The following is a 13,587-nucleotide window of genomic DNA, read 5'->3' on the forward strand; positions in this document are numbered from 1 at the left end:
CACATAGAACGGCGGCGCATAAAAAAGAAGCCCGCGGGCATCCGCGGACTTCTCTGTCCCGTTAATCAGGATTTTTAAATTTCACCTTAATCACGGTATTTTCTTTCAATTCTTTGCCTTTTTTCACACTTTGGCTTGAAGCGTAACCTTCACCGCTCACATCGATGTGAATGCCTGATACTTTGCTGAATTGAAGCACTTCCCGTCTCGACCATCCGGACATATCCGGCATCGTCATCTTTCCGTCTGTTTTTAAGAAGATTTTCTGATTGGTGATCACATCTTCTCCGGCTGTCGGATACTGCTCTTTTACGGCAACATCGCTGCCGATGACAATCGGTGTGAGATGTTCATTTTTCGCTTCCTTCTCAGCGCCCGTGACTGTCTTATCTGTCAGGTCAGGCATCTTTTGGCTTTTCGTTTCTTCCTGACCGGAATCTGTTTTTTCCGTCGGTTCGATATTCATGTAGTGGAGGCTGTTTTTCATCGTCGGGTTAAAGATTTCCGCAACAGGATCAGAGCTGCTTTGACCCGCTTTTAACTGCGGCTGCTGCACGGCTACATAGATGACGAGCTTAGGATCATTTTTCGGCGCCATGCCCATGAATGAAAACACATAGTTGCTCGTTCCCCTTAAATATCCGCCTGTCCCGGCGATTTGTGCGGTTCCCGTTTTACCCGCGACGTCAAAACCTTCAATTTTATAAGGTTTTCCCGTTCCGATGTCTGACGTCACGACTTCTCCGAGCAGGTTCCGGACTTTTTTCGCCGTATCGGCTGAAATCGGCGTGCCAACTTGCTCCGGTTTTGTCTGCTTGACGACTTTTTTCGTATCGGGGTCGACAATATGATCAATGACGTAAGGTTTCATCATTTTGCCGTTATTGGCAATCGCCGTGACGGCCTGAAGCTGCTGGATCGGTGTTATCGCCGATGCTTGGCCGTAAGCCGTAGACGCTTTGTCAAAATCATATTTGTAGTTAATTTTACTTGATACTTCACCGGGCAGATCAATCCCTGTTTTTTGATAGAGCCCGAATTTGTGCAGGTACTCATTAAACCGGTCAAACCCCAGTTTTTCGTTGGCCAGTTTGGCGAAAGCAACATTCGATGACCTCATGAGGCCGTCATGGAAGCTTGTCATACCCCATCCGGCGCCATCGTTCCAATCTTTAACAGGTTTGCCTCCCACTTTATATGTTCCTGATTTATATTTCTCGTTTGCGGAAAACACATTTTCCTGAATCGCCGCGGCAAGCGTAAAGATCTTCATCGTTGAACCCGGTTCATACGCGTACGACACTAAGTCGTTGTAATAATTGGTGACGTTTCTGATATTCGGGTCAAAACTCGGACGCTGCCCCATCGCAAGCACTTTGCCTGTTTTCGGTTCTACGACAGCCGCCATAATTTTTTTCGGTTTATATTTTTCCGCTACTTTCGTCATGCTGTCTTCTAGAAAGGTTTGAATTTTCTGATCAATGGTTAAATATACATTGTCACCGTTTTTAGGTGCGGTGATTTTTTCTTTGCTGTTCGGAAGTTTCCAGCCGGATTTATCACTTTCGTAAGTGACGGACCCGTCACGTTCCGTCAGATAGTTATTCAGTATTTTTTCAAGCCCTAAAGAGCCTTGTATCTCGTTTGTTTTTTCATTCACATCGGCATAGCCGAGAACATTTGACAAAAATATGCCGTTCGGATAGTAGCGCTTCGTATCTCTTAAGAAAGAAATACCCGGAAGATCCATTTTTTCGATCTTTTGTTTTTTCGCATAAGAGATATCGCGGCCGGCTGAACCGAATTCCACCTGCTTCGCGCCATTCCTGTTTAAGATGTCCAGAATCTCGCTTTTATCAAGATTGATAACGGTCGCCAGTTTTTCCGCCGTTTTCTCTTTGTCTTTGACATGCTGAGGATGCTTCGGATCACTCGTCATTTTTTTATCAAGCACGGCAATGAGCTTATATGTCGCCGTGTCCTCTGCAAGCACTTTGCCGTTCCGGTCAAGAATAGAGCCGCGGCTCGCTTCTATCGTCCGCTTTTTTTCGTGCTGCTCGGTCGCTTTTGTTGCAAGTTCTACTCCGTTTGCTTTACCGGTTAATTGAATGTACGCCATTCTCCCGAGAATGACAAAGAAAAAGAGAGCGAAACAAATACTGAGTATCGCTGCTCCTCTGTTCATAAACTTATTTTTTTTCGGCATGGGTTATCATTCCTGTATGTTTTTCACTTTTTTATCTTTCAGATTCAAACCGTGCTTTTTAGCGATATCCATCAGGCGCTGCGGCTGGCTTAAGTCAGCAGCCGTCTTTTCGAGATCACCGATCTGCTTATTCTTCTCAGATACTTTCTCCTCCAGTTTTTGCACCTCAATATTGGATTGGTACGCCGCGTATGCCTTTGATACGATAAACATTGATGTGGAGAGAACGGCAATGGCAAACAGGACGAGCAGCACCTTTTCCCCGAGTGTAATGGAAGCCCTCTTTTTGACAATCACCTTTTTTTCGGGACTTATCACTGGCCGTTGTTGTTTTTCCTGCTGGTAAGCTAAGTTGCTCATAGGCTGATGACCTCCTTTAATGTTGTCATTTGCTGCCCGTTATTTTCGTTTCTCCGCAATGCGGAGCTTCGCTGACCGGGCGCGGTTATTTTCTTCAAGCTCCTCTTTTGATGCCGTAATGGGCTTTCTCGTAATCAGTTTTAATTCCGGTTCAAATTCTTCCGGTATCACGGGAAGACCCGGAGGCAGTTCGGGAAGTGATGATTTTTCCTTGAATGTCGTCTTGCACATTCTGTCTTCCAGCGAGTGAAAAGTGATCACAGACACCCTTCCGCCCGGCTTCAGCACCTCTATCGCTTGCAAGAGGGCCTCTTCAAATACCTGAAGCTCGTCGTTTACGGCGATTCGAATGGCTTGGAATACACGTTTGGCCGGATGACCTCCGCTTCTTCTTGCCGGAGCCGGTATCGCGTCCTTTATTAGATCGACCAGTTGGCCGGTTGTTTGAATAGGCGATTTTTCTCTTGCCTCTTCAATTTTCCGGGCGATCTGCTTGCTGAATTTTTCTTCTCCGTATTTAAAGAAAATCCTCACAAGGTCCTCATACCGCCATTCATTTACGACTTCTTTCGCCGTAAGGGCGGCCGACTGGTCCATCCTCATGTCCAGCGGTGCGTCATGATGATAACTGAATCCCCGTTCCGGTGTATCAAGCTGCGGAGAGGATACTCCTAAATCAAATAAAATTCCGTCGACACTCGTAATGCCGTGTTCATGTAAACACTCTTTTAAATAACGAAAGTTGCTTTTTACCAGAATGAGCTGTCCTTTGTATTCGGACAATGTTTTCTGTGCGTTTTCAAGCGCCGTGTCATCTTGGTCAAAGGCGATCAGGCGTCCTTTTTCCGATAATTGCTGCAATAAATATGTACTGTGCCCGGCGCCGCCAAGGGTGCAGTCCACATAGGTTCCGTCCGGTTTGATATTTAAACCGTCGACGGTTTCACGAAGAAGTACTGTCTTATGCTGAAACATTTGTGTCGGTCCCACCTTTATCAGGAATGAATTGAATTGTCAGTTGTTGTTGTGATGCACGAAGATCCATTATATATCAAATCCAATCATGTTTTCAGCAATTTCAGCGAATGAATCTTCTTGCTCTTCTGTGTATTGTTCCCATATTACCTTACTCCACAATTCAATTCGATTGGAAACCCCGATGACAACACATTCTTTTTCCAGTTTTGCGTAATTCAGAAGAGATGACGCAATATTAACCCTTCCCTGCTTGTCCAGTTCGCATTCGGTCGCACCGGAAAAAAAGAATCGGGTAAATGCGCGGGCGTCTTTTTTGGTGAGCGGCAGAGCCTTCAGCTTTTCTTCAATCAGCTTCCATTCATTCATCGGATAGCCGAAAAGGCATTGGTCAAGTCCTCTTGTCAGCACAAACTGCTCACCGAGGCCTTCTCTGAATTTTGCGGGTACGATCATGCGGCCCTTTGCATCAATTGTATGCCGGTATTCACCCATAAACATGATAAGGACCCCCACTTTCTCCCCTAAACTCACCACTATCCGCCACTTCTCTCCACAACCTCATTTTACACTGTTTACACATAAAAAAAAACCCTGAACTATTCAGGGTTCTTTAAAACTTTATTTCAAAGTTTGACAATCTGATGTTGGTTTTGAAAAGAAAATGGCAGATGTTTGAAGGTTGTGAAGAATTTTGGACCGTAGCGGTTCAGATAATACATCACATTCCAAATCCGTTCCTGCGGAGCGCCGAGCGGTCTGATGCTGTTTTGGATTCTTTCATAGTCACGCAGCACAAAGCCTTCTTTTTCTTCAATTCTTTTCGTTACTGTCCGTTCTAAAAACAAGAGCTGATCCTGAATGAAGGCGGCATTCTTTTGTAAGAGCGGCTCAAGGCTTGAATCGACCTTCAGCGCTTCGTTCCTTGCGCTTTTATGGACAGCTTCAATCTGCGACTTCGCCTGTTCCATTACAGAAGAAAACTCTTCCGGAATCTGCTCTTCAAAATAAGCGTCTTTCAGGTGTCCGGTGCCGTGTTCGATCGCTTCCTGAAGCGGAATATTCCGTTCTGAAAGCTTCTTTTCAATATGGCGCTCAAGAATCGTAATGTTCAGTCTCGGCACTACCGGAGTCATGCGAAAGCCCATTAATGAGAAAGCCTGCTTCAGCTCACCCCAATAATTGATTTCCCCCGGCCCCGCGATAAACGCCAGAGTCGGGATGAGAAACTCCTGCATAAGCGGCCTTGTCACAACGTTATTGCTGAAACATTCCGGTTTTTCTTCCATATGGGTATGAAGCTCGTCGTTCGTCCACTTCAGGTCAAGCTCCTTAATGACAAAAACGCCGTTTTCTTTTTCAATTAAGAAACGCTCTCCCTCGTATTCGTAAAACAGATTAGCCTGATCTTTGTCCGATTCAATAATCGGGTGATAACCGGCTTCCCGCATAAGAACCTGCTGGTCTGACACGGCTTTGGCAAGCTCGTGATTGTGTTTTAAAATCTGCTGAAACATACCCGTTTCCAGCTTTTTAATCCCCGGATCTCCCGAATTCATCAGAATAAGGCCTTCTTCTTGAAACAAGTCGGCGATCAACAGCTCAAAAAAGTCCGTGAATGTCTCTGATGAGCGTAAACATCGCTTCACGTTTTGAAGGAGTGTGTTTGTGTGATCCGTTTCCTCAAAAGCAGCGAACACTTCATCAATCCAAGCCGCGCATTTTTCCTGATCAAGCTCGGTTTTAGCCGCCGATGTTTTTTTCCAGTACGACTGCGGCAGTTTCCGCTTCACCGGACCTTTATTCTCTGTTGACGTATGCACATAATTAATTTCTTCCAGATCGTGATCTTCACCCGCCACCCAGAAAATCGGAGCGACAGGAATCTGCAGCGCCTCTTCCTGCTGTCTGGCAAGTACGATAATGGAGATAATTTTATGTATGGTGTAAAGAGGCCCCGTTAAAAGACCGGCCTGCTGGCCGCCTACAACCGCTGCGCTTTTTGGATCTCTCAGTTTTTCGATGGAGGCCTGCATGGCGGCGGAGTGAAATTTTTCGTGATAGGAGGATAAATAATCCGCTAATTCCTCTCTGGCAAACGGCCGCGAAGACAAGTCATGAAGCCGCTTTTGCCATACGTCCTCTGAATGAATATCATAATCAAAAAATGAAGACATGTTTTCTCCATCTATATAGTGCTGCACAAACTTATTTTGACTTTTGATGGAAAGTTCAGTTAGCTGCATCTGTCTGGAACTTCCTTTCTCCAATAAATAGTTAGGTTTCCGAAATGAGTATAGCATGTTACCGGAAAACCTCAAAAGACTTTGTTTCAATTTCTTTCTAACGCTTTTATGCTGCGGTGTAAAAACGTGAGATGAACGGCCGGCAATCCGCGGCTTTCCGCTTCTTTTACAAGATAGCCGATAATCGCATCGGCCTCGGTCCGCCTGCCTGCCATGATATCGACGAGCATGGAAGAATGATTTTTTTCCGTCAGTCTGCAAACTTCGCAAACCTTGTTCCACGCTTTTTCTCTATCGGCGAGGCCAAGTATTGTCTCCGCTTCTTCAAACACGTTTCTCATATATTTTTTGTAAGCGTCATTTCTTAACAGCTCTCCGTTTTTCACGCGCAGCAATGCAGTTAACGGGTTGATGCATACATTGATGATCAGTTTTCCCGTTAACAGCCGATACCAGTCGTTTTCATCATATACGGGAAAATCCCGGTGCATGCCGGAAAAGATGCTTTTGAGCGTTTCCGGCCGGGATGCGCTGAATACACTCCATCTTACGGCTCCCGCTCCCGTATGTTCAACGGCATGATCCGATATCTTTTTTGCTCCGTGCTCAACTGTGCCGGCATAAAGCGAATGATCCGTATGCCAATCTCTAATGTCGTGTATGTGTCCCATGCCGTTTTGCAAAAACAGCACATTCGTCCCTTTTATCGTCTCAAGATCCCGCAGCACAGCACTGAGCTGGTGCTGTTTAACGGCTGCGATTAAGAGGTCGAATCCGGAAGTGAGGCCGGTTTGCGCTCTGCATGCCGCCGTACATTCTATTCCGTCTTTCAAAAGCCGGATACCGCCTGAGTTAATCGCATCAGCCTGTTCCGTCCGCCGCGTAATGACCGTTACCTGATGGCGGGACGATAAGTAGTAAGCACATAAAAGACCTACCGCTCCGCCGCCGATAATTCCGATTTTCACACTGTCACACCCTATATCTGCATTTTTCCATATTATCATAGCAGAAGCCGCCGCAAATTACTTCAATTTCGTTTTGAGCAAAAAGACAGGCAAGCATATTATAGTTGGAATTTTCAATTAAAGCGTTTACAATAATGGTAGAACACAACAAAGGGGGAGTTTGTGTTGAAAATAGAGCGCCTGCTCATCAACTTTAAGACACTCGAAGAATTTAAAAGGTTTAAGGAATACGGAATGCAGGAGCTGTCGATGCTTGAAGATCTTCAGGATAATATCATTGAAAATGACAGCACCTCGCCTTTTTACGGGATTTACTTCGGGGATAAACTAGTGGCGAGAATGAGTTTATATCAGGTAAACGGAGGCGCGAATCCGTATTTTGATCAGCGTCAGGACTTTTTGGAACTTTGGAAGCTTGAGGTTCTTCCGGGCTATCAAAACAACGGATACGGAAAAGCGCTTGTTGATTTTGCAAAATCCTTCAGAATGCCGATCAGGACAAATTCACGCATGAAATCAGCAGAATTCTGGGATAAGATGAATTTTGAGCCCGTTAAATATGATATGGCGCGTGATAAAGGAGAAAATCCTTACATCTGGCACCCCGATATGGACGGTGAAATGACATCCGGAGAAACGGCATAATAAAAAACCGGCCGGGCCGCCGCCCTCAGGCCGGTTCATTTTACAGGCTCTGCGCCGATTTCCTGTCGTCTTCTTTTGAATTGACCATCCTTCTCGCTCTGTCCATAATGTCAATTAACGCTTTATAATCTTCTTCCGTCATCTCCAGCTTGTTTCTCAAGCTTTCATTTTCCTCACGCAGATCCTCGACTTCTTTTTGCAGCGCGGTCAGCTGTTCTGTGAGTTTTTCTTTTTCATGACGCACATCCGCTGCGGCCGGCGACTCTTTAAATTGCTGCAGAAACAAAATGACATCATCAATGGACAGCTCTTTTTCTCCTTCCGCCCTGCGGATCGGAGGCTGTTTGACGGTTCCCGGCAGATTGGCGGAATGCACCCCGATCTGCTTTCTTAATTCCTTCCGCTGTTTTTTCGCCAGTTCTATCCCTGACTGATATTGTTTTCTGACATAAGAATTCCATCTGAACCCGCAGGCGGCAGCCGTTCTCGTCAGCGCTCTGCCGACTTCTTCAAAAGCGGAAAGCTGGGTCCCGCCTTCCCGAATATGCCTGAGCACCACTTCGGCCAGCAGCAAATCTTCATCTTGCGTCCACGCGTCTTGTCTCGTTATCGTCAATCGTATCTCCCTCCATATTTGCTCATTTACCTCATACATATGCCGCTGATAGATTAGATAGACTACTGGCGCTCACAATTTTTTCGGCGGAAGCAGGCCGGAGGGGCAAAAAAAAAGAAAAGCGCAGGAACCGAGATTCCCGCGCTTTTCTTCATACATTAATTGCTTTTAACATTTATGTCTTTGCCGTTGTATGATCCGCATGCTTTACATACACGGTGAGACAATTTCATCTCTCCGCATGACGGGCATTCTGTCATACCAGGTACATTTAGTTTGAAATGTGTACGGCGCAATCTTTTTTTCATTTTAGAAGTTCTTCTAAAAGGTACAGCCATTATTCCCACCTCCTTAAAGAGTTAAGATTCATCATCTTGTGTTAAGAGCTTTTTCAGATCCGCAAGTCTGGGGTCGATTTGATTTTTCTTGTCTTCCTCAGAAATCACTTGCCAATCCTTCCCCACTTGGGGAGCGGCTCCTTCTTTTTGTTCAGTTTCACAAAAGACTTGCATAGGAATTTCTAAAAGAATCTCTTCTTTTACGATCGGAGTTAAGTCGACGATATCGTCTTCAGCAATATGAACGTCCTCATCTTCTATATCATCCGACTTATGAAATCTAAACAGTTCTTTTGTCGCGATTGTAAATGGATACGGCACATCAACTAAAGTTCTTGAGCACGGCAAAACCATTTCGCCTGAAATCGTAAAGTCAAACGAAACTTGCTTGGATTCAATCTCCGCGCGGCCCTTCACCCGGACGGGAGAAATGCGGCGGATGTCAGAATTCAATTTTGTCAGCTCATTTAACTCAACTGTTTCATCAAATTCAAAGCTCTTTTTCGCCATTTGATGAAGCTGATAAATCGTCCATTTCATTTGTATCACCTCAGGAAAGCAACAAACATGATTATAGCTTTTCAGAATGTTTTTGTCAATATTTTTTCTTTACAGCATAATGCCGCCGTCATGCAATCGTTGACAGCCGGATAGGCTATGCATACACTAAACGAAACGGACTAAAATATGCACTTCATTTGCAAATGTACCACACGAAGCAAAACATAGCAAGAAAGGCGGGACAAATATGAAAGCAGTCGGCCTGGTTGTTGAATATAATCCCTTTCATAACGGACACCGCTATCATGCGGAACAAGCAAAAATCAAAACGGACAGCAGCGTCGCGGCGGCGGTGATGAGCGGCCCTTTTTTGCAGCGCGGGGAACCGGCCGCCGTCTCAAAGTGGGCCCGGACAAAAATGGCGCTGGAAAACGGCGTAGATATCGTCATTGAGCTCCCTTATATATATGCCGTACAAAAAGCGGAATTATTCGCGCGCGGCAGCGTTTCGCTTCTTCATCATTTAGGATGCAGCAGCTTGTTTTTCGGCAGCGAAAACGGGCGGATCGAACCCTTTATTGAAGCGTCTGAAGCGTTCAGCCGAAAGGAAGATGACTGCAGCCAGATTCTGAAAGAGGAGATGAAAAAGGGTCTCAGCTATCCGGCCGCCGCCTCAAAAGCTTTTTCACACATATTCAAAGGGCGGGACATGCTCGATTTGTCCAAGCCGAACAATATTCTCGGTTTTCACTACGTTAGAGCGATACACGCCTTCGGTTCCGCTATGAAGCCTTATACGACAGCCAGAATCGCTTCCCAGTATCATGACGACGAGCTTCCCGGAGATAACAGCCGGATAGCCAGCGCAACAAGCATCCGGAAAGCGCTGATAGAAAAAGGAACGGCGGCCGCAAGGAGCTTTCTCCCGGAGGCGTCTGCGCGTGAGCTGGAGGCATACAGAAATGCATACGGGATATGGCACAGCACGGAAGACTATTTTTCATATGTAAAATACAGCCTCAGCACTCTGTCCGCTGAAGAATTGAGCCGAATCTACGAAGTGGAAGAAGGCCTTGAGCACAGAATTTTGCGCACCATCAGACAAGCCCGATCCTATCGCGAAATGATGGAACGATTGAAAACAAAACGATACACGTGGACGAGGCTGCAGCGGATGAACACGCACATTCTGACACGGACGAAAAAGGAAGACATGCATCGGCTTTTACAGCCTTCAAGCGCTCCTTATATCCGTCTTCTCGGAATGACGAAAAAAGGACAGGCGTACCTGTCGGCAAAGAAAAAAGAGCTTACCGCACCTCTCGTCAGCAAGCTCTCTTCTTTCTCTCATCCCGCTCTGGATCTGGACATACTGGCGGGACGGGTTTACAGCCTGCCGATAAAAGAACCTGAACGCACATTGTTTGAGAAACAGGAATTTTCACAAGCGCCGATCCGCTATGATGAAGACGAAAAGCGTTTTTTGAATGCGTAAAAAAAGCACCTGCCTGTATCAGGTGCTTTTTACTTTCAGCTGATCCAAATAGTCAAGTGCGTCCTGCATGGTGTCGACAGGGACGATCTTCATATCGGACTTGATTGCTTTCGCCGTTTTTACCGCATTTTTGTAATCAGAATTTTCAGCTCCGTTTTGATTCGGCGCAAAGAAAATATCTTTTCCCGCTTTGTCTGCGGCGACGACTTTCTGATCGATTCCGCCGATCGGTCCGACCTTGCCGTCCACGTCGATTGTCCCCGTTCCGGCTATATTATAGCCTTTTGTTTCGTCAGGTTTTGTCAGCTGGTTGTAAATTTCTAAAGACATCATGAGACCCGCAGAAGGCCCGCCGATGTTTTCAATGCTGAAATGGAGATCCGGCTTTACTTTCACGTTCCGGTCCGTATATAACGCTACGCCGATTCCCGCTCTTTTCGGGTCGTCCGGGAATGATTTCAGCACAATGTCAACGGTCTTTTCTTTCGTGTCCCGTTCAATGTGAAACGTTACTTTTTCCCCCGCTTTTTTGCTGCTGATATAATCAATCAGCTTTTCAGCGGATTCGTATGTTTTCCCGTCCGCGCTGATGATTTTATCACCGACCTCTATTTTTCCTTTTGCCGGCATGTCAGAGACGACTGAGCTGGCGAAAATCCCGTTAAATGAGTATTTCACCTGTTTCCCGGCTTTTTGATAAGCGGCAATGACCGCGTTTTCTTGGGAGCTTTTCATCATTTGCAGCTGGCGCTTCATATAATCCGAGTCTGATTCGCCCTCTTCTTTTATGCTTTCATCAGGGACGATTTCATCGTAAGGATGCACTTTCGCCCAAAGATATGTATACGGATTGGCGGGGCCTACTTTGACAGTCATCAAGGAAAGGCTTCCTTTTTCAGGATAGCCTCCGTCCACCTTAATCAGCGGTCTCAGCTCTGATGCTTCTCCCGGCTGTGTAATGTAATACGGAAGCTTAATAAATGTAACAGCAATTAATAAGATCAGGATGATAAACACCCAGCGAAAATGTTTTGCTTTCATATGAGTTAGCCCTCCCAGTTCTCTATTTCTTGTTTAATCCGGCCGATCATCCGGTCTGCGGCTTCTTCGCCCGCTGTGATCATATGATCAATGTTGGCAAAAGAACTTGAGCTGAATGATTCAAGAGAAGGGCGGATCATGACGTCTGCGGCAATGGTCTGGTGACGGACCAATTCATTTTGCAGTATATCCATACTTTGCATGATTACATCAAAAATATGTGCCGCTTTTTCCGTTTTTTTCACCCGGGATACGTCAGAGGCGATGACGATATCAGCACCCATATCTTTTACGGCGGAAACCGGGATTCTGTCAACCACCGCGCCGTCGACTAACATACGTCCGTTCATTTTTTGCGGGACGAAAACGCCCGGTATGCTGATGCTCGCGCGGACGGCTTCGGACACTGAACCTTTCGTAAAAACGAGTTTTTCGCCGGTCTGAAGGTCGCAGGCCACGATGCCGAGCGGGATCCGCAGTTCTTCTATCGGCTTGCCGTACGTATAGGCATGAACAAGCTGCCTGATGCGGTCTCCTTTTAAAAATCCGAGCCTCGGCATCGTATAATCCGCGTACACCCGCCGCTTAAATGCTTTGGCGACTTTTTTCATCGTAGCCACGTCATGCCCGGCCGCATAAAAGCTTCCGACTAATGCTCCCATGCTGCTGCCGGCAATCATATCAATTGGAATCTGATGCTTATGTAAACTGGATAACACTCCGAGATGAGCGATGCCTCTTGCCCCTCCCGAACCTAACGCTAACCCGATTGTAGGTTTGGCCAACGCGACGAACCCCCTAATAGACATCCTATACATGAATTCTATGGTCTAAATTGAACCCCTATGCTCGTATATTAGTACAGGATGACAAATAGGTACTTGCCCGGCCGCCTTTAAGGTCTGTTCTATATTTTATCATGATATAAATGTCAGTGTGCAATTTTAGCATCGGGGAGGTAAGAATGAATTTGTCTAAGTTTCATACATTTTTGATTTCATTGTTTTTCATTTTTTTGACGGCGACGGTTATTTCACACCCTCAGGCCTCATTCGAAGCCTCCAAAACCGGTCTTTCCATGTGGTGGGAGGTCGTTTTTCCTTCATTGCTTCCGTTTTTTATTCTATCTGAGCTTTTAATCGGATTCGGCATTGTCAAATTTGTCGGCCTTTTACTCGAACCCTTTATGCGTCCCATTTTCAGAGTGCCGGGGGTCGGCGGATTTGTACTGGCTATGGGCATGGCTTCAGGCAATCCGGCCGGCGCGAAGCTGACTGCACGGCTGCGCCAGGATAAACAAATCTCCAGAGTAGAGGCTGAACGCCTCGTCTCTTTTACCAATTCATCCAATCCGTTATTTATATTCGCTGCTGTGGCGGTCGGCTTTTTTCATAACGCGTCTCTCGGCATTCTGCTGGCATCGGCTCACTATCTCGGAAACATCGCCGTCGGCCTGACGATGCGTTCATACGGACGGAAAGAAGAGGCGGCGTATACCGGTAAAAAGACGATCGCTCTCCCTTCTCTGAAGGAAGCATTTCTGGCCCTCCACAAGGCGCGGCTTTCGGAAAAGCGGCCGCTCGGAAAAATTTTGGGCGACGCCGTCACCTCTTCTGTACAAACCTTGCTGATGGTGGGCGGTTTTATTATATTGTTTTCGGTTTTCAGCCGGTTATTATCAATCGTACAAGTCATGGATGTGCTTTCTGTATTTACAAACGCGCTGCTTTCCCTTTTTCATCTTCCGGCAAATCTGGACATCCCTCTTATCAGCGGAATGTTTGAAATTACACTTGGGAGCAAGCTGGTCAGTGAAGCTGATGCCGCCTTGCTGCCGAAAGCCATGATTGTGAGTTTTATTCTCGGGTTCAGCGGCCTTTCCGTACAGGCCCAGGTAGCCGGCATTTTATCGGAAACAGATATCCGCTTTAAACCGTTTTTCGCGGCGCGTATCCTTCAGGGCATTTATGCCGCACTCTTTATTCTCTTACTGTGGAAGCCGCTTTACCTTGCATTGGACGAACCTTACCAGTCCGTATTCCTCCCTTTCCGCGATCAGGACGCGGGATCTGCTGCCGTCAGCGGATGGAATACACTTGTTGAAACCGGGCCCGCCATCACGCTGACAGCTCTCGCCGTATACGCATTGATTTATTGTTACAGGCTGTCAGCACGGACAAAAAAAGGATGAGACGC

The 13,587-nt window shown here is 46.4% G+C and carries 14 protein-coding genes; 3 read left to right on the forward strand and 11 right to left on the reverse strand.

Annotation, left to right across the window (positions count from 1 at the left end; all coding sequences use genetic code 11):
• Window positions 1–61: 61 nt before the first annotated feature.
• The 6 genes from pbpB to ACWJJ4_RS16525 all read right to left on the reverse strand — a co-directional run bounded on the left by pbpB (window position 62) and on the right by ACWJJ4_RS16525 (window position 6,755).
• The gene (gene pbpB, locus ACWJJ4_RS16500) at window positions 62–2,206 is read right to left on the reverse strand and encodes a penicillin-binding protein 2B (protein ID WP_015388269.1); all 2,145 of its coding nucleotides are present in this window, start codon (window positions 2,204–2,206) and stop codon (window positions 62–64) included.
• Window positions 2,207–2,212: 6 nt separating this feature from the next.
• A complete protein-coding gene (ftsL, locus tag ACWJJ4_RS16505; RefSeq protein ID WP_003154442.1) occupies window positions 2,213–2,566 on the reverse strand; it encodes a cell division protein FtsL in 354 nt (117 codons plus the stop codon).
• Between the two features lie 39 nt (window positions 2,567–2,605).
• The gene (gene rsmH, locus ACWJJ4_RS16510) at window positions 2,606–3,541 is read right to left on the reverse strand and encodes a 16S rRNA (cytosine(1402)-N(4))-methyltransferase RsmH (protein ID WP_003154444.1); all 936 of its coding nucleotides are present in this window, start codon (window positions 3,539–3,541) and stop codon (window positions 2,606–2,608) included.
• Window positions 3,542–3,610: 69 nt separating this feature from the next.
• Entirely contained in the window at window positions 3,611–4,042 is a 432-nt protein-coding gene (gene mraZ / locus ACWJJ4_RS16515; RefSeq protein WP_003154445.1) for a division/cell wall cluster transcriptional repressor MraZ, read from the reverse strand.
• 125 nt (window positions 4,043–4,167) lie between these two features.
• The gene (gene bshC / locus ACWJJ4_RS16520) at window positions 4,168–5,787 is read right to left on the reverse strand and encodes a bacillithiol biosynthesis cysteine-adding enzyme BshC (protein ID WP_102422447.1); all 1,620 of its coding nucleotides are present in this window, start codon (window positions 5,785–5,787) and stop codon (window positions 4,168–4,170) included.
• Window positions 5,788–5,873: 86 nt separating this feature from the next.
• Window positions 5,874–6,755 (reverse strand): 2-dehydropantoate 2-reductase, encoded by an 882-nt coding sequence (locus tag ACWJJ4_RS16525; protein WP_317461446.1) that lies wholly within the window; start codon window positions 6,753–6,755, stop codon window positions 5,874–5,876.
• 162 nt (window positions 6,756–6,917) lie between these two features.
• On the opposite strand from ACWJJ4_RS16525, the gene ACWJJ4_RS16530 reads away from it, so the two are divergent.
• Entirely contained in the window at window positions 6,918–7,400 is a 483-nt protein-coding gene (locus tag ACWJJ4_RS16530; protein ID WP_015388272.1) for an N-acetyltransferase, read from the forward strand.
• 40 nt (window positions 7,401–7,440) lie between these two features.
• Here the strand turns inward: ACWJJ4_RS16530 and gerR are convergent, their stop codons facing one another.
• The 3 genes from gerR to ACWJJ4_RS16545 all read right to left on the reverse strand — a co-directional run bounded on the left by gerR (window position 7,441) and on the right by ACWJJ4_RS16545 (window position 8,894).
• Window positions 7,441–8,016 (reverse strand): sporulation-specific transcriptional regulator GerR, encoded by a 576-nt coding sequence (gene gerR / locus ACWJJ4_RS16535; RefSeq protein ID WP_003154450.1) that lies wholly within the window; start codon window positions 8,014–8,016, stop codon window positions 7,441–7,443.
• A gap of 158 nt (window positions 8,017–8,174) precedes the next feature.
• Entirely contained in the window at window positions 8,175–8,354 is a 180-nt protein-coding gene (gene rpmF / locus ACWJJ4_RS16540; RefSeq protein WP_003154457.1) for a 50S ribosomal protein L32, read from the reverse strand.
• A gap of 21 nt (window positions 8,355–8,375) precedes the next feature.
• The gene (locus ACWJJ4_RS16545) at window positions 8,376–8,894 is read right to left on the reverse strand and encodes a YceD family protein (protein ID WP_003154459.1); all 519 of its coding nucleotides are present in this window, start codon (window positions 8,892–8,894) and stop codon (window positions 8,376–8,378) included.
• Window positions 8,895–9,102: 208 nt separating this feature from the next.
• On the opposite strand from ACWJJ4_RS16545, the gene ACWJJ4_RS16550 reads away from it, so the two are divergent.
• Window positions 9,103–10,350, forward strand: coding sequence for a nucleotidyltransferase (locus tag ACWJJ4_RS16550; RefSeq protein WP_454021812.1), 1,248 nt, complete (start codon window positions 9,103–9,105; stop codon window positions 10,348–10,350).
• An 18-nt stretch (window positions 10,351–10,368) separates the two neighbouring features.
• Here ACWJJ4_RS16550 and ACWJJ4_RS16555 read toward each other — a convergent pair whose 3' ends face one another.
• Entirely contained in the window at window positions 10,369–11,391 is a 1,023-nt protein-coding gene (locus ACWJJ4_RS16555) for a SepM family pheromone-processing serine protease (protein ID WP_003154464.1), read from the reverse strand.
• 5 nt (window positions 11,392–11,396) lie between these two features.
• Window positions 11,397–12,176 (reverse strand): patatin family protein, encoded by a 780-nt coding sequence (locus ACWJJ4_RS16560; RefSeq protein ID WP_015388274.1) that lies wholly within the window; start codon window positions 12,174–12,176, stop codon window positions 11,397–11,399.
• Window positions 12,177–12,355: 179 nt separating this feature from the next.
• Here ACWJJ4_RS16560 and ylbJ point away from each other — a divergent pair, with 179 nt between their 5' ends.
• Entirely contained in the window at window positions 12,356–13,582 is a 1,227-nt protein-coding gene (gene ylbJ, locus ACWJJ4_RS16565; protein WP_003154466.1) for a sporulation integral membrane protein YlbJ, read from the forward strand.
• The last annotated feature ends 5 nt before the right edge of the window (window positions 13,583–13,587 follow it).

This window comes from Bacillus sp. JK62 (genome assembly GCF_053663455.1).